Annotated in this window: 20 protein-coding genes and 1 pseudogene; 4 read left to right on the forward strand and 17 right to left on the reverse strand. The window is 65.6% G+C overall.

The annotated features are described in order from the left end of the window. Window positions 1-22: 22 nt before the first annotated feature. The 3 genes from KL771_RS22765 to KL771_RS22775 form a co-directional block, all read right to left on the reverse strand. Window positions 23-397 (reverse strand): hypothetical protein, encoded by a 375-nt coding sequence (locus KL771_RS22765; RefSeq protein WP_261970803.1) that lies wholly within the window; start codon window positions 395-397, stop codon window positions 23-25. Between the two features lie 119 nt (window positions 398-516). Next, on the reverse strand, window positions 517-948 hold the full coding sequence (locus KL771_RS22770) for a DUF1489 family protein (protein ID WP_261970804.1): 432 nt from the start codon (window positions 946-948) through the stop codon (window positions 517-519). An 87-nt stretch (window positions 949-1,035) separates the two neighbouring features. Continuing rightward, on the reverse strand, window positions 1,036-2,070 hold the full coding sequence (locus KL771_RS22775) for a hypothetical protein (protein ID WP_261970805.1): 1,035 nt from the start codon (window positions 2,068-2,070) through the stop codon (window positions 1,036-1,038). Window positions 2,071-2,504: 434 nt separating this feature from the next. Between KL771_RS22775 and KL771_RS22780 the strand changes: the two genes are divergently transcribed. Continuing rightward, window positions 2,505-3,068 carry a hypothetical protein gene (locus KL771_RS22780; RefSeq protein WP_261970806.1) on the forward strand — a complete coding sequence of 188 codons (564 nt, stop codon included), beginning with the start codon at window positions 2,505-2,507 and terminating at the stop codon, window positions 3,066-3,068. Window positions 3,069-3,174: 106 nt separating this feature from the next. On the opposite strand, the gene KL771_RS22785 is transcribed toward KL771_RS22780, so the two are convergent. Both KL771_RS22785 and KL771_RS22790 read right to left on the reverse strand, forming a co-directional pair. Then, the gene (locus KL771_RS22785; protein ID WP_261970807.1) at window positions 3,175-3,828 is read right to left on the reverse strand and encodes a glutathione S-transferase family protein; all 654 of its coding nucleotides are present in this window, start codon (window positions 3,826-3,828) and stop codon (window positions 3,175-3,177) included. Between the two features lie 137 nt (window positions 3,829-3,965). Continuing rightward, on the reverse strand, window positions 3,966-4,355 hold the full coding sequence (locus KL771_RS22790; protein ID WP_261970808.1) for a rhodanese-like domain-containing protein: 390 nt from the start codon (window positions 4,353-4,355) through the stop codon (window positions 3,966-3,968). A gap of 113 nt (window positions 4,356-4,468) precedes the next feature. Between KL771_RS22790 and sseA the strand changes: the two genes are divergently transcribed. After that, window positions 4,469-5,326 (forward strand): 3-mercaptopyruvate sulfurtransferase, encoded by an 858-nt coding sequence (gene sseA / locus KL771_RS22795; protein WP_261970809.1) that lies wholly within the window; start codon window positions 4,469-4,471, stop codon window positions 5,324-5,326. Between the two features lie 25 nt (window positions 5,327-5,351). Here the strand turns inward: sseA and KL771_RS22800 are convergent, their stop codons facing one another. The 7 genes and pseudogenes from KL771_RS22800 to KL771_RS22830 all read right to left on the reverse strand — a co-directional run bounded on the left by KL771_RS22800 (window position 5,352) and on the right by KL771_RS22830 (window position 13,193). Next, the gene (locus tag KL771_RS22800; RefSeq protein ID WP_261970810.1) at window positions 5,352-6,056 is read right to left on the reverse strand and encodes an aspartate/glutamate racemase family protein; all 705 of its coding nucleotides are present in this window, start codon (window positions 6,054-6,056) and stop codon (window positions 5,352-5,354) included. Between the two features lie 5 nt (window positions 6,057-6,061). After that, window positions 6,062-7,387, reverse strand: coding sequence for a dicarboxylate/amino acid:cation symporter (locus KL771_RS22805; protein ID WP_261970811.1), 1,326 nt, complete (start codon window positions 7,385-7,387; stop codon window positions 6,062-6,064). Window positions 7,388-7,415: 28 nt separating this feature from the next. Beyond that, a complete protein-coding gene (locus tag KL771_RS22810) occupies window positions 7,416-8,264 on the reverse strand; it encodes a substrate-binding periplasmic protein (RefSeq protein ID WP_261970812.1) in 849 nt (282 codons plus the stop codon). A 550-nt stretch (window positions 8,265-8,814) separates the two neighbouring features. Then, window positions 8,815-9,566, reverse strand: a pseudogene (locus tag KL771_RS22815) (amino acid ABC transporter ATP-binding protein). Between the two features lie 65 nt (window positions 9,567-9,631). Then, window positions 9,632-10,783, reverse strand: coding sequence for an amino acid ABC transporter permease (locus KL771_RS22820; RefSeq protein WP_261970813.1), 1,152 nt, complete (start codon window positions 10,781-10,783; stop codon window positions 9,632-9,634). Between the two features lie 3 nt (window positions 10,784-10,786). After that, the gene (locus KL771_RS22825; RefSeq protein WP_261970814.1) at window positions 10,787-11,980 is read right to left on the reverse strand and encodes an amino acid ABC transporter permease; all 1,194 of its coding nucleotides are present in this window, start codon (window positions 11,978-11,980) and stop codon (window positions 10,787-10,789) included. Window positions 11,981-12,173: 193 nt separating this feature from the next. Beyond that, window positions 12,174-13,193 (reverse strand): amino acid ABC transporter substrate-binding protein, encoded by a 1,020-nt coding sequence (locus KL771_RS22830; RefSeq protein ID WP_261970815.1) that lies wholly within the window; start codon window positions 13,191-13,193, stop codon window positions 12,174-12,176. Window positions 13,194-13,918: 725 nt separating this feature from the next. Between KL771_RS22830 and KL771_RS22835 the strand changes: the two genes are divergently transcribed. Both KL771_RS22835 and KL771_RS22840 read left to right on the forward strand, forming a co-directional pair. Continuing rightward, entirely contained in the window at window positions 13,919-14,854 is a 936-nt protein-coding gene (locus KL771_RS22835) for a hypothetical protein (protein ID WP_261970816.1), read from the forward strand. Window positions 14,855-15,390: 536 nt separating this feature from the next. Next, window positions 15,391-15,744: an ArsR/SmtB family transcription factor gene (locus KL771_RS22840; protein ID WP_054361783.1), complete on the forward strand. Its 354-nt coding sequence runs from the start codon at window positions 15,391-15,393 to the stop codon at window positions 15,742-15,744. Window positions 15,745-16,100: 356 nt separating this feature from the next. On the opposite strand, the gene KL771_RS22845 is transcribed toward KL771_RS22840, so the two are convergent. The 5 genes from KL771_RS22845 to KL771_RS22865 all read right to left on the reverse strand — a co-directional run bounded on the left by KL771_RS22845 (window position 16,101) and on the right by KL771_RS22865 (window position 21,605). Further along, entirely contained in the window at window positions 16,101-16,754 is a 654-nt protein-coding gene (locus KL771_RS22845) for a tetratricopeptide repeat protein (RefSeq protein ID WP_261970817.1), read from the reverse strand. A gap of 104 nt (window positions 16,755-16,858) precedes the next feature. Beyond that, window positions 16,859-17,824, reverse strand: a complete 966-nt coding sequence (locus tag KL771_RS22850; RefSeq protein WP_261970818.1) for a type II secretion system F family protein — start codon at window positions 17,822-17,824, stop codon at window positions 16,859-16,861. A gap of 11 nt (window positions 17,825-17,835) precedes the next feature. After that, window positions 17,836-18,810, reverse strand: a complete 975-nt coding sequence (locus tag KL771_RS22855; protein ID WP_261970819.1) for a type II secretion system F family protein — start codon at window positions 18,808-18,810, stop codon at window positions 17,836-17,838. A gap of 11 nt (window positions 18,811-18,821) precedes the next feature. Continuing rightward, window positions 18,822-20,210, reverse strand: a complete 1,389-nt coding sequence (locus tag KL771_RS22860; RefSeq protein ID WP_390867509.1) for a CpaF family protein — start codon at window positions 20,208-20,210, stop codon at window positions 18,822-18,824. A 219-nt stretch (window positions 20,211-20,429) separates the two neighbouring features. Beyond that, the gene (locus KL771_RS22865; RefSeq protein ID WP_261970821.1) at window positions 20,430-21,605 is read right to left on the reverse strand and encodes an AAA family ATPase; all 1,176 of its coding nucleotides are present in this window, start codon (window positions 21,603-21,605) and stop codon (window positions 20,430-20,432) included. Between the last annotated feature and the right edge of the window lie 208 nt (window positions 21,606-21,813).

The raw sequence follows: 21,813 nt of genomic DNA on the forward strand, positions 1-21,813 counted from the left end.
TTCCGACGCGGCCGATCCGCCGTCAGGGTTTCAGATTGCCGGAACGGCTGACCGCATCGACCCGGACATATCCGCCGACACGGACCTCGGTTTCGCCGGTGCGATAGACGGTGCGCCCCTGTTCGTCCACCGAAGTCGTGGTCTCGGCCTTCGCCTTTGGCGTCTTGGCGGGAATGTCGAGCGCGGAGGGGTTGGGCTTGCCGGCCGGCAGCGGACGGGCCGTCGCGGTCACGGCCGGCTTCGCCGGAACGCGGCAAGGGTCCGCGGCGCCCGTTGCGGCACTCGACGAGAAGGCCGGATTGTTGCGCGCGCCGACACATTCGGCGGCCCCGGCCGAAGCGGTGGTGCCGAGGCCGGCCAGGACAGTGACGGCAATGAGCGCGAGCGTGCGAGCCATGATCGAAGTCCGAATACCGGCCGCCGATCCGGCGGCCCTGGAGCGACGAGTCTAGCGCGGCGAACCGGGTTGAGGAAGTCGCGATGCGCCACCCCGGCCGGCGATCAGACCCGGCCCGCTCAGAGCAGCCCCAACCCGGCCAGTTCCTTGACGAATTCCGGCGGCAGATCGCGGGCGCCGGCCGAGCGCAGATCCGCCGGCGCCTCCTTCGGGTCGAGATAGCGCCAGCCCTGGAACGGCCGGAAGCGGCGTGGCTCGACCTGAACGAAGGCGCCGGTCAGCACGATGTCGCAATGCGGCACGCCATTCTCGTCCGTCACCGCGCGCAGATCGACAATCGGCTCGCGCAGCATGATGCTGCCCTTGATCACCCAATAGAGCGAGCCGCCTTCCAGGATTTCGTCGCGGCGCTTCGGCATCTGGCGCGTGCGATGAATGTGGACCGGCTCCTGGCCGAGCCGCCGCTTCTCGGCCAGCCGCTCGTCCACCCAATCGGTGAGGTCGCGCACGCTGTCGCAGCCGACGCAGAGCTTCAAGAGGTTGAGGGTCATGGGTCGACGAAACGCCCTCGGTCCGCCGCCGTCAACCGCACCCTCGGCACTTGTCCACCCGAATTCGTTCCGACGGTGGCGGCAGGCTCACCCGGGGATGCGCCAGCGTCGGGTCAGTCTTTCGCTCACCCTTTCGGGCCGGCCGTACCGGGCCAGGATGTCGGCGACGAGATCGTCGATGGCAGCCGATTCGGGACCTGGGCCGTTCCATTCGTTCGAGCCGGCCGATGCCGCACGCTCCGCGCCGAAAACCTCCACGAAGGACCGTCCCCAGAAACGTCGCGCGAAGGCTTCGTCGGCGTCGGCGTAGCGGGTCTCGATTCGGGCGGCGAGTTCGGGCGCAAGGCCCGAAAACCGGCAGCGGTTCCATCCGGCGGCCTCTGCGGCCGTTTCCAACGCCGCCCGCGCCGGACCGTCGCGACGCCCGAGGCGCCGACGCCCCGATTGCGCGGCGAGCCGCCGGAACGCCTCGATGGTCGCGGGCCCCGGCGTCACGTTGAGCCGCGGAGCCGGACCGGCATCAGGCGGCGCGGTCAGGCCCGCGGCGGCGAGAAGGCGCGGGCCGATGCCGCCGGAAAGTTCAGACGCCGTGAGAGGAATCGCCATGAAGTCCATGTCGTTACGGTTGAACCATGGCTTGAACCGCCGCGGATAGTCGAACCGCGGATGGCCTTCCATCCGTACCGAAAAGGGGCCGAAGCGCTCGGCCGTGAACAGGCGGCGGACATGTTGCGCATAGACCGCGTTGAGATAGTCGGGTCGCGGGCGAACGACGGCCAGGGCGAGCGGGCGGAAGCCGTGCCGTGCGGCGATTTCGGCGATCAGTCCGGGGACGTCGGCGGGTTCCGGGGCTCCCTCGAACTGCTCGGCAGACAGGATCACCGCATCCGCCGACGTCCCTGTAAGCACATGGCCGAGCCGCTCGATCTCCACCCGCCGCGCAGCCGGGCCGAGCGTCCCTTCCAGGCCTAGGGCGAGCCGCCGATGACCGGAATCCGCTTTCGCCAGGGCCGGATACTCGATTCCCACGGCCGCCAGGCGGGTGCGTTCGGCAGCCAGCCAGGCCTGCAGGCTGGTCGACGCCGCTTTCGGCGTCCCGATGTGGACGATCAATCGCCGCACCGCCGCCATCCTTTCGACGCCCCGGCGCCGCCTCGATGAACCCCAGCCAACATCTTGATTCCGTGTGCATTCATTTAGGCGGGACAATAATCGTCCTCATCCCGCGAACCCTCACCGAGGTCAAGGTCGTGACGAAGCGCCAGTCCCCGGCGCTCCTGTCGCCCCAAGCGACGGCAGCGCCGCCTGCGCGAAGCCCATCTCCCCCACCCACCCAGATTCGAGCCGGCGGTGCGCGCTGTACCGTAACGTCGGACCGCGAACTGCCCGATCCATAACACGCCTTCGAAGCGTCGGCTCGCTCTCGGCAGCGGGCCGTACCGGACCGCTCCGGCGGTCCCGCCGAGTCCGTTGCGCCCGGTCAGGTCGTCCGGACGCGACCCGCTACGGCCGGCACGATCCCGTGCGGCCGAACCCGTCCCCGAATCGAGGACACCATGCGTCCCCTCATCGCATCCGCTGCCGCCCTTCTGCTTTCCACCGCCCTCGCCGGGGCCGCCCAGGCCGCCTCCGGCACCGCGACGGCCGGGGATGCCGCCCGACTGACGACGGTTGCCGATACCGCCGGCACCGACGAGGACCTGATCCCGCCGGCTGACGCGGTCCAGGACAACGGCGAAGAGGCTCCCGCCGCGACCGGCGAGGCGTCCGGCGAGGCGGACACCGGCAGTGCGTCGACGCTGCTCCAGGCGCAATATGACGGCGGCTACGGACAGACCTACGAATCCCAGGGCGGCTATGGCGGCAGCCAGGGTTATGGCGGCGGCTACGGCCAGGGTGGATCCTATGGCGGTAGCTATGGCCAGGGCTACGGCGGCAACGGATATGTCGTCCGTCCTCCCGTCTATGGCGGGCAGGTCTATGTGGTTCGCCCGCCGCACCACCATCATCGCCCGCACTGGAACGGCGGTTATGTCTGGCAGCCCTGGGTCCACCGCCCTCATGCCGGCCACCATCCGCACTGGCAGCACCCCGGCGGCCATCGCCTCTATGTGCAGTGACCCGGCGGCCTGCCCGGACCGTTCGGCCTGACAAACTGACATCGTCTTGAAGTCCGGCCGCCGGCCCGGTTCACCCGGGTCGGCGGCGGCATGTCGTTCCGGAGCGTCAGACCGGCTCGATCTCGTCGGAGGGCACGATCCAGGTCTCCTTGCGGGCGGCGGAGAGCCAGGATTCGAAGGCCGGCAGGGTCAGCACGGCGTCCATATAGGCGCGGATGTCCGGCTCCACCGGCCAGTTGTAGCCGTTGAAGCGGATCACCACTGGCGCATACATGGCGTCGGCTGCCGAGAAGGCGCCGAACAGGAACGGCCCGGCAGCCCCGTGCCGGCGACGCGCGTCGCGCCACAATTCGACGATGCGGACCGCATTCTCGGACGCCTCGCGACCGAAATCACGCCAGGCGAAGTCCCGCCGCAGGTTCATCGGGCAGGCCTTGCGCAGGCCCTGGAAGCCGGCATGCATCTCGTTGGAGATCGACCGCGCCAGCGCACGCGCTTCCCGGTCGCGCGGCCAGATGGCGTGATCCGGGAAGGTCTCGGCGAGATATTCGATGATCGCGAGCGATTCCCAGACATGCAGATCGCCGTCGATCAGACAGGGCACGCGGCCGCTCGGCGAATGCTCCAGGATGCGCGCATGGGTATCCGGCTGATCGAGCGGGATGACGAGCTCTTCGAACGGAATGCCGAAATGCGCAGCGACCAGCCAGGGACGCAGGGACCAGGACGAGTAGAGCTTGTTGGCGATAACGAGCCGCATGGGCCGGATCCCTCCGTGTTGCGATGGACAGCAGGCAATCACGGCGGACAGGCGCGGTCCAACGCGAATGCTTGAACCCGCCCTTCAACCGGACTGATCATTTCGGCAGCCGGAGCAAATCGTCCCGCCCGGCGGCGTCAGGCGACCGGCCTGCCCGCCTTTTTCCAGGCCGAAAAACCGCCCGCCATATGGGCGACCGGCTTCAGACCCATATCCTGCGCGGTCTTTGCCGCCAGCGCCGACCGCCAGCCGCCACCGCAGAAGAAGACGAAGAGCTTGTCCTCGGCGAAGGCCGGCTTGTGATAGGGGCTCTCCGGATCGATCCAGAACTCGAGCATCCCGCGCGGGCAATGGAAGGCACCCGGCATGCGCCCTTCCCTCTCCAGTTCGCGGGGGTCGCGCAGATCAACGAAAACGGTATCGTCGCGACCAATCAGATCCGCCGCCGCCTCGACCGACAAGGTCTCGATCGCGCGTTCGGCCGCCTCGACCAAGGCCTTGCATCCGGTCGTAATGGTCTGTGGCACTGCCGGACTCTCCTCGCCGATGGGACTTCGGGGACACGTAGCGGACCGGGCCGGCTCGACAAGGCCGGCCGGTGGCCCTATCACCGTCGGCCCGAACCTGACAGGAGACGTCCATGCCGGCCGCCGATCGCTCGAACCACCTCGTCTCGACGGAATGGCTTGCCGACCATCTCGAGGCGCCGGACGTCGTGGTGGTCGACGCCTCCTGGTATCTGCCGCCGATGGAGCGGGACGGCGCCGCCGAGTATCGCGCCGCCCACATCCCGGGTGCAGTGCATTTCGACCTCGACGCGGTCAAGGACGAGAGCAACCCGCTGCCGCATATGCTGCCGAGCCCGGAGGTCTTCTCTTCCGCAGTGCGCCGGCTCGGCATTGGCGACGGCATGCGCATCGTCGTCTATGACGGCCTCGGTCTGTTCGCCGCGCCGCGCGTGTGGTGGACTTTCCGCATCTTCGGCGCGCGCGACGTGGTCATCCTGGACGGCGGCCTGCCGAAGTGGAAGGCCGAAGGCCGGCCGCTGACCGACGAGCCGACCCGCCGCCAGCCGGCCCATTTCACCGCCCGCTTCGACCACGGCATGGTCCGCGACCTCGAGGACGTGCGCCGCGCGCTCGCCGCCGGCTCGCATCAGGTCGTCGACGCGCGCCCGGCCGCCCGCTTCGCCGGCGAAGCACCCGAGCCGCGTCCGGGTCTGCGGTCCGGTCACATGCCCGGTGCCCTGAACGTGCCCTATGCCAACCTGGTCGTCGACGGCCGTCTGGCCGAACCGGCCGCCATCGCCGCCGCCTTCTCCGCGGGCGGCGTCGATCTCGACCGGCCGGTCGTGACGACCTGCGGCTCGGGCGTCTCCGCCGCCGTACTCTGGCTCGCCCTGGAGACGCTCGGCCACAACCGGCTCGGCCTCTATGACGGCTCATGGTCCGAATGGGGCGGCCATCCGGAGACCGAGGTCGTCACCGGCCCGGCCTAAGACGCATATTGCGGAAAGGTCGACATCAAATCGCCATGCCGAAGCGCCGCAGGCAGGCGCGCGCCAGTTCGGCGGTCGGATCGATCAGGACCATGTCGGGCGAGGCCAGGCCTTCCGCCGCCAGCGGCAGTTCCGTACAGGCAAGCAGGCCCGCCTTGACGCCGGACGCCGCGGCGACTTCGATGACTTCGGACATGACCGCCCGCGCGCCGGCGAGGTCGCCCGCTTTCACCCGGGCAATGACGGTATCGACGGTCGCCTGGGCGCCGATGTCGAAGGCCGTACAGGCCGTATACCCTGCCGCGGCGAGCTTTCGCTGGTAGAAGCCGGATTGCAGCGTCCCGCGCGTCGCCAGGATCATGACAGGCCCCGCGACGCGATGGACGGCCAGTTCCGCGATCGCGCAATCGGCAATGTGCAACAGGGTCGACCGCGCCGATCCGGTCAGTTCTTCATACCAGTGATGGGCCGTATTGCAGACGATGGCGATCGCCTCAACGCCAAGTCCGTCGAGCGTCGCCACCGCCTGTGTCAGGGCCGGGAGCGGCGCATCGGTCTCGGCCAGGATGGCGCTGGACCGGTCCGGGATCTGCGGCAGGCTGAGCAGGACCAGCGGCAGGTGATCGGCATCCATCGCGGCCGGAGTCAGTTCCACGATCTTGCGATAGAAGTCCGCCGAGGCCATCGGCCCGAGCCCGCCGATGACGCCGAGCCGGGGGCGCACAGGCATCGCCGTCACGCCGCCGGGCGCGAGACCAGATCGAAGTCCAGATCCTCGATCGGGTCGGCACGGGGATCGAGCGGCGACACCGCGGCCGTGGCGGCCGTGATGGTCGAAACCAGGGTCAGGGTCCGGAACGTGTCGGACACCGCCTCGACGGCGATGAACAGGACGAAGGCGGCCTCGAACGGGATCGCGAAGTAGCCGCACAGGATCGACATCTGCGAGATGATCACGATCCCCGACATGCCGGCGGTGGTCAGCCCCAACAGGACAGAGGAGAGGCCGAGCAAGACCAGTTCCTCCGGACGCAGTTCCCGGCCATAGAGCTGGGCGATGAACAGCGTGCCGATGACATAGACCATGATCGGGCCGGCGCGCAGCAGCGCGGTCTGCAACGGCACCATCAGTTCGACCACGGTGCGCCGGAACTGCAGCCGCTCCGAGAGAAGTTCGATCATGACCGGAATGCAGGCGACACTGGAGCGCGTGGCGATCGCCATCATGAAAACGTTCTGATGCTCGCGGAAGACACGCCAGATGGACATGCCGGTGGCGAGCGAGACGATGATCAGGGACGCGCTGACGAAGACCAGCGTCGCGATGCCCATCACACGCAGATAGTCGAGCATCACAAGAAGCGACTGGGGCCCGAGATTCGAAACCTGCTCGGCGATCATCGCAAAGGACGCGAAGGGCAGGAGCACGTTGAACCAGCGGGTCAGGACGATGCAGGCTCGGTAGACGGTGTCGAGCGCATCGGCAAGACTGGCCGAAACGGTATGCGGGACATGCCCGACGGCGATCCCGAACAGGATCGAAAACAACAGAACCTTCAGCGTGTCGCCGCTGGCGAGCGCGTTGAAGATGTTGCTCGGCACCAACTCGACGACATATGCGAAGGGGCTATGGGCATCCGGCGCCTTCGAGGGTTCCGCGAGCGTCATCTGCAGGTCGGTGGCGACGCCGTTGTCGCGAGCGACCAGCTTGCCGAACTCCAGACGCGTCTGCTGGTCCTGAATCTCGCCCGGCTTCAAGGTCAGCGCCAGCGTGCCGCCGACCGCCACCGACATGAACGAAACCAGCAGGATCGCGGCCACGATCCGGAGCAGATATTTCGACGAACCCGGGTCCCGGATCAGGGCACGGACCGAGAAGATGATCGACGAGACGATGAACGGCAGCACGACCATCTTGAGCAGGCTCAGATAGGTCTGTCCGAGCGGCGCCAGATCGCGGGAAAGATCCGGGTACTTGATCCCGAAGAGGACGCCGCCGCCGATGAAGGCAAATACCGACACCGGCGATTGCAGGATCGAAACGATCCGATCGGTCTTCATGTCCGGTTCCTCGGATGGTCTCTGGAGGTTAGGCCGGTTTCTCGGCGAGCTTGTAGTGTCGGAGGATCTCGTCGGCCGACAGGGCGTTGGAGCGGTCGGTCAGCGCCAGAAAGGTGTCGACATAGGCGGCGAGATGCGAGGCACCGGGCGCGATGCCGATCCCGATCGTGTCGGTCAGATCGGTCAGCGTCACCGAACGGGCGACGAGCGTCAGCGACGGATCGTCGAGCAGCACGCGCTTGATCTCGAACTCGTCGCGATAGGCGGCATCGACATCGCCGCTGCGCACGCCGTCCAGCACATGGCCCCAGGACGCGAACTCGACCAGCTTCGCATTCGGGAAATTGCGTCGGGCGAATTCGGCGAAGGACGATTTCGCAATCACGCCCATTCGGCCGTCGAATTTGCGGATAACAGTCTCAATTTTGCGCGTGCCTAACAATGCAGCAAAACGAACCCGATTGGCGATCAATCCGTGGCTCAACCGCGCGTAAGGCTGCGAATAGCGGATCACTCGCGCGCGGTTCAGTGTACGGCTCAGTTTGCATACAGCGAGGTCGGCCTCACCTCTGATGATGACATCTACGGCATCGTTGAAGCTTGCCGGACGACGATCGAGTTCGAGTTCAACCCCGAGCGCGGTCGCCATTGCCGAAGCAAGATCGATGTCGATTCCGGCCGGTGTTCCATCTCGTCTGTAGAAAAACGGAGGAGACTCGAACGAAGGAACGACGACGCGGAGCTTTCCTCTGGATATCAGCTTCGCAAGATCAGTTTCGTCTTGAGTCAACGCCTGCCCCGGCGCGGTTGCCGTTGATGCCAGCGCGATCCCAAACGGCGCTGCCAGAAAAAGCCGACGTGTCGGTCCGCGAGACAAGGCAGAGTACTCGTTTGTTCAATGGTAAACGTTTCATACACAGGCGCCCTGTCGCATGCAACGGCCAAACCGGAACTTTTGCAGACTGTTACCGACATCGCGCCGCCGGCATACTTGAATATGAAGGCCTCCTTTCGCGCCGGGGGCGAGGCTCCTTGCGGGTCTTCAGGAAGCGCGGCGCCAATGACGGTGCCATCAACGAAATGCCGGTTTCAACGACGCGAGACGCGGCCGGCCCTGCCCCCTCGGCCTCGCAACAGGCGGATCGGGCGCGCCAAGGATCGAGGCCACGGCCTATGCAAGGCCCGACCGGGCATATCGCCCGGCGCCTGCGCGTTCGGTGGCATTCTTGTGATGTTGTGGCGTTCGCCGACAATGGCCGCTCATGCGGCCGGGCCCTCACGTGAGGCTGCGGCCTTCGCATCATGGGCCGCGTCCGGCACGGCACGGCAGCGCATCGGGTCTGCCGACAGTCGCGGGGGGATTCCAAGCTGAAGCAAGGCCCGGGAAGGCGGCCGGGGACCGTCCTTCCCGGGATATCATCGTTCGATCAGTGCAGGATCTGGCTGAGGAACAGCTTGGTGCGCTCGTGCTGCGGATTGCCGAAGAAGGCTTCCGTTCCGGCTCGTTCTGTTCGATAATCTGGCCGGCATCCATGAAGATGACGCGGTTGGCCACCTGGCGGGCGAAGCCCATTTCGTGGGTCACGCACAGCATGGTCATGCCGGACTCGGCAAGGCTGATCATGACTTCGAGCACTTCCTTGACCATTTCCGGGTCAAGCGCCGAGGTGGGTTCGTCGAACAGCATGATCTTCGGGTTCATGCACAGCGACCGGGCGATCGCGACGCGCTGCTGCTGACCGCCGGAGAGTTGGCCCGGATACTTGTTGGCCTGCTCGGGAATGCGCACCCGCTTCAGGTAGTGCATCGCCACCTCCTCGGCCTCCTTCCTGGGCATCTTCTTGACCCAGATCGGCGCGAGGGTGCAGTTTTCCAGGATGGTCAGGTGCGGGAACAGGTTGAAGTGCTGGAAGACCATGCCGACATCGCGCCGCACCTCATCGATCTTCTTCAGATCGTTGGTCAGTTCGATGCCGTCGACGACGATCTGGCCCTTCTGGTGCTCCTCCAGGCGGTTGATGCAGCGGATCATGGTCGACTTGCCGGAGCCGGACGGGCCGCAGATGACGATCCGCTCACCCTTCATGACGGTCAGATTGATGTCCTTCAGGACATGGAAATCGCCGTACCATTTGTTGACGCCGGCAAGCTTCACGGCGGTCTCGTCGGAGACCTTCATCTTGGAACGGTCGGCCTTGAGCTCGATCGCGGAGACGGTGTTGTCGGACATGGCGGAAGCTCCGTTCAGTGCTTGTGGCCGGTGTTGAGGCGGTTTTCCATGAACATCGAATACCGGCTCATGCCGAAGCAGAAGACCCAGTAGAAGATGGCGGCGACCAGATAGCCGGTCATGGCGGTGGTCGGGGCCGCCCAGGCCGAGTCGGTTCGGGTGAAGTTGATCATGCCGAGCAGGTCGAAGATCGACACGATCGACACCAGCGTGGTGTCCTTGAACAGGCCGATGAAGGTGTTGACGATGCCCGGAATAACCAGCTTCAGCGCCTGCGGCATAACCACGAGGCCCATCATGCGCCAGTAGCTGAGGCCGAGCGCCATGGCGCCCTCATACTGGCCCTTCGGGATCGCCTGCAGGCCGCCACGCACCACTTCCGCCATATAGGCGGCGGAAAACAGCGAGACGCCGATCAGCGCGCGTAGCAGTTTGTCGACATCGACGCCGGCCGGCATGAACAGCGGCAGCATGTTCGAGGCCATGAACAGCACGGTGATCAACGGGACGCCGCGCCAGAATTCAATGAAGATGGTCGAGAGCAGACGGATCACCGGCATCTTCGACCGTCGTCCGAGCGCCAGCAGGACGCCGAGCGGCAGCGACATGACGATGCCGGTGACGGCCACCACAAGGCTGACCAGCACGCCGCCCCACAAGGCGGTCTCGACATGGACCAGACCGAACCAGCCGCCGACCAGCATCGAGAAGGCAAAGACCGGGAAGATCACAAAGAACAGGATCACGTTCAGCCGCTTCAGCGGCGCGGCCGGGATCATCAGCGGCACCAGCAGCACCACGAAAACCAGACCGGTCAGGTCGACCCGCCAGCGCTCGGCGATCGGATAGCGGCCATAGACGAACAGTTTCCAGTAGGCCTGCACATAGGGCCAGCAGGCGCCGACATCGGCGGACTTCCGGCAATCCTCGCCGCTCGTGCCGACGAAGACGGCGCGCACGATGGCGAAATCGACCACCTGCCAGATGAGCCAGGCCGCGAGGAAGAACCCCACGGCCGTCAGAAGCACGTTGCCGGGCGTGGAGAAGAGGTTCTTCTTCAGCCAGCCCTGCATGCCGACCAGGCTCGGCGGCGGCGGTTCGGCCTGGACCATTTCACGTCGCACGAAGGCGATCGCTGCGGTATCGGAGGCTGATGTCATGGTCATCGCTCAGCGCTCCCGTATCGCCATCTTGGCATTGTACCAGTTCATGAAGGCGGATGTGGTCAGGCTGGTGCCGAGATAGATGACCATCCAGATCGCGATCACCTCCACGGCCTGTCCGGTCTGGTTCAGCACCGTACCGCCAGTGGAGACCAGGTCGGGATAGCCGACCGCAACCGCGAGCGAGGAGTTCTTGGTCAGGTTCAGATACTGGCTGGTCAGCGGCGGGATGATCACGCGCAGCGCCTGCGGAACCACGACCAGCCGCAGGATGTTGTTCGGCTTGAGGCCGAGCGAGGACGCCGCCTCGGTCTGGCCATGACTGACCGCCAGGATGCCGGCGCGCACGATCTCGGCAATGAAGGCGCCCGTATAGAAGGCGAGCGCCATCAACAACGCCATGAATTCGGGGATGACCCGGGTGCCGCCGGAGATGTTGAAGGTCGACCTGGTGGGTGCCGTAAGGGTCACGCCGGCGCCCGACGCCAGATAGGCGATGGCCGGAAACGCGACCAGGATGCCAAGCGAGATCAGGAAGACCGGTGCCTGATACCCGGTGCGCTCCTGCACCTTGCGCAGGACGCTGCGCAACACGAAGATCGCCATGATCGCCGCCAGCACGCCATAGAACATCGCGTCGGCGGTGATCTTCGTCATCGTGACCTGCGGCATGATCAGGCCGCGATTGTTCAGGAAGATCCAGCCCGGGATCGGCTGGATGGAGTCGCGCGGGCCCGGCAAGACGCGCAGAACGCCGAAGTACCAGAAGAAGATCTGCAGCAGCAGCGGCACGTTGCGCACGATCTCGACATAGCCGGTGGCCAGCTTGCGGACGACATAGTTGGACGAGAGCCGCGCGACGCCGCCGATGAAGCCGAAGATAGTCGCCAGGATCACGCCGAGCACGGCGACCAGAATGGTGTTGACGAGGCCGACCAGGATGGCGCGGCCGTAGTCGGCATCCTGCGGATAGTCGATCAGGGACTGCGCGATATCGAAACCGGCGGTCGTCGAGAGGAATCCGAACCCCTGGGCGATGTTCCGGCTCTGCAGATTGACGGCGGTATTGTGGATGATGCCCCAAGTCAGGAAGACCACGAAAGAAAGGGTCAGTCCCTGGAAGATGCGACCACGCACGACTGGATCATTGTACCAAACGACCTTGGCTTCGCCCGCTGCGGGCCCATCCGCTACTGCCATCGCCCCTCCTTGTCCGGCCCAGACGACGATCCACCGCCGTCCCGACCGGCCCCGCCGGATGTCCTGTCGTTGTCGAGATCGCTTCCGCGGGTCGCGCCGGCCGCGGACCGGCCCGAAGGCCGGATTTCGGGACGGCGCACCCCGCGGACGCTGCGGCCACGATCCCACGAGGACCGGGCCGCAGCCGTCACGCTCAACGGATCGGCGGGGCGTACATCAGGCCGCCCTTCGACCACAGCGCGTTGACGCCGCGCGCGATCTTGAGCGGCGAGCCCTGGCCGACGGTCCGCTCGAAGGACTCGCCGTAGTTGCCGACATGCTTGACGATCTGGTAGCCCCAGGCATTGGACAGGCCGATGCCTTCGCCGTACTTGCCTTCCTTGCCGAGCAGGCGGCGGATGTCCGGATTGGTCGAGTTCAGCATCTCGTCGACATTGGCCTTGGTCACGCCGAGTTCCTCGGCAGTGATCATGGCATTCAGCGTCCACTTGACCACATTGAACCAGGCATCGTCACCCTGGCGGACCAGCGGGCCGAGCGGCTCCTTGGAGATGATCTCGGGCAGGACGATGTGGTCGCCCGGGTTGGTCATCTTCAGGCGCTCGGAATAGAGGCCCGAGGCGTCCGTCGTGAAGGCGTCGCAGCGACCCGAATCGTAGGCCTTGTTGACCTCGTCGCTCTTCTCGAACACCACCGGTTCGTACTTCATGCCCTTGGAGCGGAAGAAGTCTGCGAGGTTCAGTTCGGTCGTGGTGCCGGTCTGGACGCACACCGAGGCACCCGAAAGATTCAGGGCAGACGTGACGTTCAGGCTCTTGCGAACCATGAAGCCCTGGCCGTCATAATAGTTCACGCCCGCGAACTTGAGGCCGAGCGACGTGTCGCGCGACATGGTCCAGGTGGTGTTGCGGACGAGGAGATCGACCTCGCCGGACTGCAGCGCCGTGAAGCGCTCCTTGGCGGTCAGCGGAGTGAACTTGACCTTGTTCGGATCGTTGAAGATGGCCGCCGCGATGGCACGGCACAGTTCGACATCGAGGCCGGTCCAGTTGCCGGAGGTATCAGGCTGCGCAAAGCCGGTCAGTCCGGTGTTGGAGCCGCATTGCAGGAAGCCCTTGGTCTTCACGTCGTCCAGCGTCCCCGCCGACGCCGTGGTCGCGGCAGCGAAACCGAGCACGGCACCGAGCGCCGCCGTGACGAATTTGGTTTTCATGTTCGAGCCCTTAGCTGTTGCCTTCGGAAAATTCACGTCGCATCCCTTCACGGCCGGCGAGCGCGCCCTCCTCCACAAGATCCGTGCCAATCCCGGGGCGCCAGCGCGGCGTCACATGCGCGGCGCAGGCCCGGGCGGCATTTGCAGAAGCGGAAATCCCCCTCCGGCCGGAAGGCCCGGATGGACGGGGTTTCGGCGCTCAGCGATCGCGACCCGGCAGAACGCCCCTCCCAAGAAAAGCCTCCTGCCCGCGGATATCACAGGCCAATTCCGACCAGGGGTCAAGGGGAGGCTGATCGAATCGGGGACCGTGCGGCGTTAGCTGGCTGACAGGCTGGAAACGCACAGCGTGCGAAGTTCGGGAACGCCTTGGCCGCATGCCGGTGCGGCGACGCCCGGGCGATCGGATTGGCATCGCCCCGAGCGGTCACCGGCGGGAGCACGCGTGCCTTGCACCGGTCCACCAATAAACGCCCCATTCTGAGCGGGACGGCGATGACCGCGGCCCCCGATCGTCGCTGCGCTGGACGCAGCATCGGTCACGGCGATGCGCCCACTTCCGATGCACATGCCAAACGGATAAGCACCGGCATGGACACGTGCCGGTGCGCCGCTGCCGTCGAGGCGATCCGATCGGCGGACAGGGACGGCCGATCCTGGTGCCTGCCGCCCGTTCGCCGGTTGCGCCGACTGTTCCCGAGCCGCGACCCGGCAGGAGGATTTGATTGCAGGCAATTCTGTCCTGGATGGGCCGTCACGGCACCGCGCTCTCCGCGGCGTCGGTGTTCACGGGCCTGCTTCTTCCCGATCTCGCGACCGAGGTCAGACCCTGGCTCGGCTCGTTCGTCGCCTGCATCCTGACGCTCGCCCTGCTGATGGTGGAGCCGGCCCGGCTGGCCGGAACACTGCGCCGGCCGCTTCCCCTCCTGGCCGGGGCCGCCGCCATGTCGCTGGCAACGCCTGCCTTGGTTCTCGGGCTGGAACCGATCATCGGCCCGTCGCTCGGCCCCGGGTTGATGCTCGGCCTCTACATCTTCGCTTTCGCACCGCCGACCTTGTCCGCACCGGCCTTCGCCGCTCTTCTGGGTCTCGACGCCGCGCCGGCCCTGGCGCTGTGTCTTGGCTTGACGCTCGTCGCACCGATCCTGATTCCGTTGATCGCCGGCGGTCTGGGCGTCGATTTCCCGGTCGACGCCGCAGCCCTGGCCTGGCGCCTGGCCATGATCGTCGGTCCTGCCGTCCTTCTCGCGACCGCGATCCGTGCGAGCCTCGGCAGCGAGCGCATCCTCCGGCATCGGCAATCGCTGACCGGGCTGATGATCTTCCCGCTGGCAATCTTCGCCATCGGCTCCATGGACGGCATTGCCGCGCGTTTCCTTGCGGAGCCCTCCCGAATGGGCGGCATCCTGGCACTCGGCATCGGATTGGCCGTCGGCGGCATTGTGATCCAGACGGCAATCTGTCGCCCCTTCGGGCGGTCGACGGCCCTTGCCCTAGGCTGGTGCGGGGGCAACCGCAACCTGGGACTGATCGTCGGGGCGATATCGGGTATCACGCCGGCCGATACATGGGCCTATTTCGCACTGGCCCAGTTTCCGATCTACGCACTTCCGTTGATTGCCAAGGCGGTATACTCGCGCATCGGCACGAGGGACGGCTAGCTCGAACAACTATTTCTAGTTTGTACACTCGGTTTGCTCGAAATTCAGGGCAGCCCCACCAATAAGGCATGGCCAAGAGCACGATCAGATTCCCAATCAGGCTGCCGGATCAGATCGTAAATTCTTGATATTCTATAACGATACAATGCTGACTTTAAGTTTCGTGGCCTTCACTCCGGAGTAAAATGTGCAAGCATCCAATCTCGCACGGCCACCATATATTCAGACAAACCGGCACTTCATACTTAATTTTTTCCGCATGTGACAATGCCATGAACTTACAGCATACAATCATTCCTACTGGCATCAACTGATCTTGGCATGGATATGGATTTATATACTACAGGTATGTCAGTTTATTTCTTTCCTTGATCGCGTTGCATAAAGCGATTTGGTGAACTACCATTCCGGAATGTCGGGCTGTTCATGAGCAATCTGCTGAATGGTTGCTCGACGTTTTCATCCAGTTGTTGTGCATGCGGGCGCGCAGCAGCCGGACAACCTGAGTATGACTCTCGGACGGAGATCACCTCTTGATGGCACTTGACGCGACTGTGTTGGCGACAACACCCGCTGGTCTACCGAACGCGGGAGGCCCGCAGCCGACCGCCCTCGTTGCCAATGCCCGCGAAGCGAGCGAGCTGTTGAAGGCAATGGCCCACGAGGGGCGTTTGGTCATTCTTGCCCTACTCGGCGAGCGGGAGAGATCGGTAACAGAACTTGAGAGCATGCTTGCGATCCGGCAGCCGGCCGTCTCCCAGCAGCTGGCGCGCCTGCGCGCCGACGAACTGGTTCAGACGCGCCGGGAAGGCAAGCTCGTCTACTATTCCCTTGCAAGCGATTCCGTTCGGGAAATCATTCGAACGATGATCCGGATGTATCAGTCTTAAGGGAAGGCTTTCAGCCCGGCTCCGTCGGCGGCAGGCTCCCGGACCGCCGACGGGATGGGCTTCAATACGCATCGGTCGAGGCGGAACCGCCGAACTCCGGCGACGACGCCGATGATCATCGAGCCGAGACGGCGTTCCTGCACAACGCCCTCAGGCCCACAGCGATGCAGGCGGTTCGCTCGGAACGGACAACAAGTGTCCGCATCGAGCGAACCGCTTGACTGCTTGACCCGTAGCGAACCGCGCAGCCGTCGTTGCGACCTCGGGCCGGACCCGCGGCGTCCGTGACCCGCAAATCTGACCGGCCGCCATCATGACACCCCGCACGCTTAGGCCGACGGCCGCGCAACGCGCACCTATCGGATGTCCTTGCCCAGCTTCATGCTTTCGTCGAGAGCCGCCAGATTGGCAGCGATGACCGGATTGCCGGCATCCTTGGCGCGCGCCTGCGCAAGCTTGGCACGGGCCCGCACGAGATCGCCGCGCAGCAGGTACGAATAGCCCTGGTTGTTCAGGATGACCGGATTTGCCCCGGCCAAGCGGATCGCCTGCGCATAGGCGCGGTCGGCGAGATCGAACCGCCGCAAACGGTCGTAGGAGGCGGCCAGGCCGACCCAGGCCTCGGCATCGCGCGGCCCGAGTTCGACGGCCTTGCGGAAGGATTGCTCGGCCAGGCCGAAATGCCCTTCCCGGAAATGGCGCTTGCCGACACTGACCGGATCGACCGGCGAGGCGCCCGTCAACCCGGTCGCGGCGACCGCTCCGGCATCGTCCATCACGACGACCGGCGTCGCGGCGGAGCCCGTCGTTGTGGGTTCGGAGGCGCTTGCCACCGGCTTCGGAGTGGCCCCGTCGGCCTCGCCGCGGACCAGCATGGCGCCGGTCTCGCAGCCGGCCAGCAGGGCCGCCGCGCAGACGAGGCCGAGGAGACCGCCGGCCCGCCGCGCCGCAATCGAACCGGGCGCCCCCGGCACCCGCTCTCGAAGGCTGCCCATCCCCATCCCGCCCATCGACACCACTCCGCACCCGTCTTCAGCCGGCGCCTCGGCGCAGGCTCGTTGTGAATTCTAGAGCACCGATCGGTTAAGAATTGTCGATGCGCCATGCGATCCGGTCAGTTCGAATAGCCTTTCAGCCGGACATAGACCGGCAGGATCGTGACGAGAAGCAAGACCGGGAAGATGCAAAGTCCCATGGGAATCACAAGCTTGGCAGGCAGCGCATAGGCCTTCTCCTCGGCCCGGCTCAACCGCTGATGACGCATGTCGTCGGAGTAGATCCGCAGGGCTTCGGTCATGCTGGAACCGAGTTCTTCCGACTGTTGCAGAAGGGTCGCAAAGGAGCGCGCCTCGGCGATCCCCAATCGGTCGCCGAGATGGTCGAGCGCCTCGCCGAGCGTGCGCCCTGCCCGCATTTCGAGCGTCGTCATGGCGATGTTGGCGGAGAGCGACGGATAGCTTTGGGCGAGTTCCCGGCCGACTCGGTCCATCGCCGATTCCATCGATAGGCCGGCGTCGGCGCAGACCACCATCAGGTCCATGAAGTCGGGGAAGCCGGAACGGTGCTGCTCCATGTTGGCCTTGACGCGCTTGCCGAGATAGAAGGACGGCAACAGGTAGCCGAGGACGCCGAGACCACCGAGCAACATCCAGTAGAGTTGCGGCGTCAGGTCAACGGTCGCCAGCGCACCGGCGGCACCGCCGCCGAAGGCGAGCGCCAGACCGACGCGGGCGACGAAGTACCAGACCACCGCGGACGGTTCGTAGAAGCCCGCCTGCAGCAGCTGCCGCTTCAGCTTGGCGATCTGGTGCACATCGTCGGGCACGAAGTTCTTGGCGACCCGCTCCATCAGCTTGCGGCCGGATGCCCGGCTCTCGGCCATCGGCGAGCGCGGATCGTCGACTGTCACGTCGATGTCGAGCGATCCGACCTCGGAGGCGCGGCGCCGGATCGTGCCGCGCGACTGGACGAACTGGCCGACCGCGATGGTCACGGCAACGACGGCAAGGAACAGGAATACGCTCGGCAGCACGACACCGATGTCGGAGCCGGCGAGGACGTCGTCGATCAAGTCGAGCATGGCATCCGCCCTCAGACCCGGAAGTTGATCATGCGGCGCATGATCAGGTTGCCGATCATCATCCAGGTCCCGGCGACACCGAGCACGATCTTGGTCACCTTCAGGTGGATGATGCCGCCGTAGAAGTCCGGATTGGTGAAGGTGACCGCGCAGAAGAACAGGATCGGCATTGCGGTCAGCGCCAGGGCCGAGAAGCGGCCCTCCGACGACAGGGCGCGGATCTTGCGCCGCATCTTGAAGCGCTCGCGGATGACACGGCTCAGATTGGCGAGAATCTCGGACAGATTGCCGCCGGTCGAGCCCTGGATGGCGACCGCGGTGACGAACAGCGGCAGGTCCTCCTGGCCGACGCGGAACATCAGACTGCGCATGGCGGTTTCGAGATCGCTGCCATAGGTGACCTCGTCGGCCAGGATGCCGAACTCGGTGCCGACCGGGTCGCCCATCTCGCGGGCCACCATGGCGATGGCGATCGGCACCGGATGGCCGGCCTTGAGCGAGCGGACGATGATGTCGATCGCGTCGGGGAACTGGGCGGCGAACTTGTTGTGGCGGCGCGCCCTCAGCCAGCGCAACACGAAGAGCGGGACGGCGAGGCCGAACAGCGGCACCGCGATCGCCGCCCACAGCACCTCCTGCTTCCAGATCCATATGCCGATCCCGGATGCGAGCCCGGCACCGGCCATCAGGAGCGCGACGCGATAGAGGCCGAGGGTCACGCCCGACTGCAACACCAGGCGATTGAAGGCCTTGACGCGGGTCATGTAGAAACCCTCGCCGGTCAGCCCGCGCTCGCGGCGCAGAATGACCAGGGCTTCCTCGCGGTTGGGCTTGTCGGACAGCACGCGGAGGCGCCGATTGACGCGGTCGCGGTAGCTCTCGCCGGTAAAGAACAGGAGATAGATCGCTTCGACCGCCAGCACGGCGGCGATGCCGACGAAGCCGGAGACGAGGTAGATCGGATCGATCTGGTCGAGGGCCGGCATGGCGAGGGTCCTCAGAGCGGCTTCGAGGGATCGAAATGGCTGCCGGGGATGTTGATCCCCTTGGCGACCAGTTCGGTGAGGAAGCGCGGACGCACGCCCGTGGCGACGAACTGGCCATGGATGGTGCCGTCGGCATCGGTCTTCAGGCGCACATATTTGTAGATCTCCTGCATCTGCAGGATGTCGCCCTCCATGCCGGTGATCTCGGCGATCGAAGTGATCCGGCGCTTGCCGTCGCTCATGCGCTGCAATTGCACGATCACCCGGATGGCGGCACAGATCTGGCTGCGCATCGAGGAGACCGTCATCGGCATCGCCGACATGCCGAGCATCTGCTCCAGGCGCGAGATCGCCTCGCGCGGGTTGTTAGCGTGAATGGTGGCCATCGAGCCCTCGTGGCCGGTATTCATGGCCTGCAGCATGTCGAAGGCCTCCTCGCCGCGCACCTCGCCGAGGATGACGCGGTCGGGGCGCATGCGCAGCGCGTTCTTGACCAGGTCGCGCTGGCGGATCTCGCCCTTGCCCTCGATGTTCGGCGGCCGGGTCTCCATGCGCGCCACATGCGGCTGCTGCAGTTGCAGTTCGGCCGCGTCCTCGATGGTGATCAGGCGCTCGGTCTCGGGGATGAAGGCCGACAGGGCGTTGAGCATCGTCGTCTTGCCCGAGCCGGTGCCGCCCGAGATGATCAGCGTGATCTTGCTCTTGACCGCAGCGGCGAGCACGTCGGCCATCTGCTGGCGGATCGCATCGACCTCGACCAGGCGGGCAAGCGAAAGCTTCTTCTTCGAGAATTTGCGGATCGAGACCAGCGGCCCGTCGACCGCGATCGGCCGGATGGCGACGTTGACGCGGCTGCCGTCGAGCAGGCGCGCGTCGCAGAGCGGGTGGCTTTCATCGACGCGCCGGCCGACCGCGGAGACGATCTTGTTGACGATGCGCAGCAAATGCGGCTCGTCCTTGAACCGGGTCGGCGTGCGCTCCAACATGCCGCGCCGCTCGACGAAGACGCATTCGTGGCCGTTGATCAGGATGTCGGCGATGGAATCGTCCTGCAGCAGCGGCTCGAGCGGACCGAGCCCGGTCATCTCATCGATGATCTCCTTGACGAAGATCTCCAGTTCCTGGGCGTTGAGCGCGATCCGCTCGGAGACTACGTATTGCTGCACCAACTGGCCGACCTGGCGGCGCATCTCCGCTTCGGGCAGTCTTTCGAGCGAGGAGAGATTGATTTCCTCGATCAGCCGCCGGTGCAGACGGACGCGGGCGTCGAGCAGCTTGGCGGAGAGACGGGTCGCATTCGGGTCGGCCTCGGCCGGTGCCGCATTGGGGGCGACCAGAGGACCGGGCGGCGGGTCGGGCGGCGTCTCGACGGCCGGCCCGTCATCCGGGCCGATCGCCATGGCCTCCTCGACCCGCGCTCTCTGTTCGTGCACGTCGGGTCCCTGAGGCGGCGGCGGCGGCGCGATGTCCGGCGGCGGCGGCAGTTCGTGCACGGTCCCGGCCGCCGCCGAGGGGACGGGCGGCAGCGGAACCTCGTCGATACGGGGCATCTGGCGGCGGGCGGTGAAGCGTCCGAGCATCGGGGGCATGTCCTCTTCAGGCGCGGCAGACCGAACCGGTCATTTCGCGCCCGTCTCGGCGAAGATGATCTTGCGCATGTCGGTGACGACGTTCGAGCCGGCCTTGACCTCCTCGATCGGCACGCCCCGGTCGATCGCTTCGCGTACCAGCCGGTAGTTGTTCGAGACCACCCCGGCCATCATGGTACCGAGCGCGGCCTCGACATCGGATTTGCGCAGGCCGGGACCGAACAGGCGCTGTTCGAATCGGTTGACGATCGCCTTCGGGGTCGCTTCGTCGCCAAGCCGCTCGCGGATCGCCGTCGCCAGCCGGCGCGCCAGGCGCAGGCCGGGTACGGTCATTTCGGTGACGATGTAGAAGTGGTCGGAGCCGACCAGGACGTCGTCGGTCCAGGGAAACCAGGTCCGCGGCAGGTCGATGACCACATTGTCGAAGCGCGTGGAGACCAGATCGAGCAGCCGCGTCACCACGCCCGGCTGGAAGCTGCGCATCTCCGCCGGCTTGTTCGGCGCGGCCAGCACCGCCAGGCCCGAGGCGTGATGGGCGAGCATCATCTCCAGAAGCTGGTCGTCGAGCCGTTCCGGATTGGGCACGATCTCGTCGAGCAGCAGTCGTGGCTCGATGTCGAGATGGTCGGCGCAGGACCCGTTCTGGAAGTCGAGATCGACCAGACAGGTGGTCGTGCCCGATTTCTTGCCTTCCCTCAACAGCAGGAAGGCGGTCTCGACCGCCAGCGTGGTCACCCCGACACCCCCCGCGGCCGGCAGGAAGGTGTAGATCTCGGCTTCCTTGGTCTCCCCAACCGGCCGTGCCTCGACCGCCTTGAGGCAGGTCCGCACCAGCTCCGCCGGCTCGACCGGCTTGCGTAGGAAGTCGGTCACGCGGATCTGCAGAAACCAGCGGGCCAGCGCCTCGTCGAAATTCTCGGTGACGACGATCACCGGCACGCGCCCGCCGGTCCGCGCCATGAAGCGCTGCAGGGCGAGCAGTTCAGGACGGGACCCGGAGTCGAGAAAGACCACCACCACGGCCGCAGCCGAGGCGTCGAAGCGGCCCTCGGCCCGTTCCAGCGTCTCGCTGACAAATTCGACCGTGAACCGCGCACCGGCTCCGAACGCGGCCTCCAGGGCCGGGCGGGAGGCGGTATCGGGAGAAACGACGATCACCTTCAGGGCGATCACCTTGTCCTGGCCCGATATGCGACTGAAGAACATCGTCAATGACTTCCCGGTTCTCATGCCGTCCGGCGCATCGCCAGATCGCAATCCACTCTCGCCTGGCAGTCAACGCCCGGGACATTAAGGTCGGATAAACAATGACCGCCCGCCAATATCACCCGACTGCGACGGTAAACACAGGACCACCAAGTCGAAGGCGCGTTGAAGCAATATCAATTACAATTTTACGGAATGAACAACGCGA

This window comes from Prosthecodimorpha staleyi (genome assembly GCF_018729455.1).
GTDB lineage: Bacteria > Pseudomonadota > Alphaproteobacteria > Rhizobiales > Ancalomicrobiaceae > Prosthecodimorpha > Prosthecodimorpha staleyi.

What these genes read in the sequence shown, in the direction of transcription:
- KL771_RS22765 (WP_261970803.1), bottom strand. Translation starts at nt 397, where the DNA reads ATGGCTCGCACGCTCGCGCTCATTGCCGTCACTGTCCTGGCCGGCCTC.
- KL771_RS22770 (WP_261970804.1), bottom strand. Translation starts at nt 948, where the DNA reads ATGACCCTCAACCTCTTGAAGCTCTGCGTCGGCTGCGACAGCGTGCGC.
- KL771_RS22780 (WP_261970806.1), top strand. Translation starts at nt 2,505, where the DNA reads ATGCGTCCCCTCATCGCATCCGCTGCCGCCCTTCTGCTTTCCACCGCC.
- KL771_RS22785 (WP_261970807.1), bottom strand. Translation starts at nt 3,828, where the DNA reads ATGCGGCTCGTTATCGCCAACAAGCTCTACTCGTCCTGGTCCCTGCGT.
- sseA (WP_261970809.1), top strand. Translation starts at nt 4,469, where the DNA reads ATGCCGGCCGCCGATCGCTCGAACCACCTCGTCTCGACGGAATGGCTT.
- KL771_RS22800 (WP_261970810.1), bottom strand. Translation starts at nt 6,056, where the DNA reads ATGCCTGTGCGCCCCCGGCTCGGCGTCATCGGCGGGCTCGGGCCGATG.
- KL771_RS22805 (WP_261970811.1), bottom strand. Translation starts at nt 7,387, where the DNA reads ATGAAGACCGATCGGATCGTTTCGATCCTGCAATCGCCGGTGTCGGTA.
- KL771_RS22820 (WP_261970813.1), bottom strand. Translation starts at nt 10,783, where the DNA reads ATGACCATGACATCAGCCTCCGATACCGCAGCGATCGCCTTCGTGCGA.
- KL771_RS22825 (WP_261970814.1), bottom strand. Translation starts at nt 11,980, where the DNA reads ATGGCAGTAGCGGATGGGCCCGCAGCGGGCGAAGCCAAGGTCGTTTGG.
- KL771_RS22830 (WP_261970815.1), bottom strand. Translation starts at nt 13,193, where the DNA reads ATGAAAACCAAATTCGTCACGGCGGCGCTCGGTGCCGTGCTCGGTTTC.
- KL771_RS22840 (WP_054361783.1), top strand. Translation starts at nt 15,391, where the DNA reads ATGGCACTTGACGCGACTGTGTTGGCGACAACACCCGCTGGTCTACCG.
- KL771_RS22845 (WP_261970817.1), bottom strand. Translation starts at nt 16,754, where the DNA reads ATGGGCGGGATGGGGATGGGCAGCCTTCGAGAGCGGGTGCCGGGGGCG.
- KL771_RS22850 (WP_261970818.1), bottom strand. Translation starts at nt 17,824, where the DNA reads ATGCTCGACTTGATCGACGACGTCCTCGCCGGCTCCGACATCGGTGTC.
- KL771_RS22855 (WP_261970819.1), bottom strand. Translation starts at nt 18,810, where the DNA reads ATGCCGGCCCTCGACCAGATCGATCCGATCTACCTCGTCTCCGGCTTC.
- KL771_RS22860 (WP_390867509.1), bottom strand. Translation starts at nt 20,210, where the DNA reads ATGGCGATCGGCCCGGATGACGGGCCGGCCGTCGAGACGCCGCCCGAC.
- KL771_RS22865 (WP_261970821.1), bottom strand. Translation starts at nt 21,605, where the DNA reads ATGTTCTTCAGTCGCATATCGGGCCAGGACAAGGTGATCGCCCTGAAG.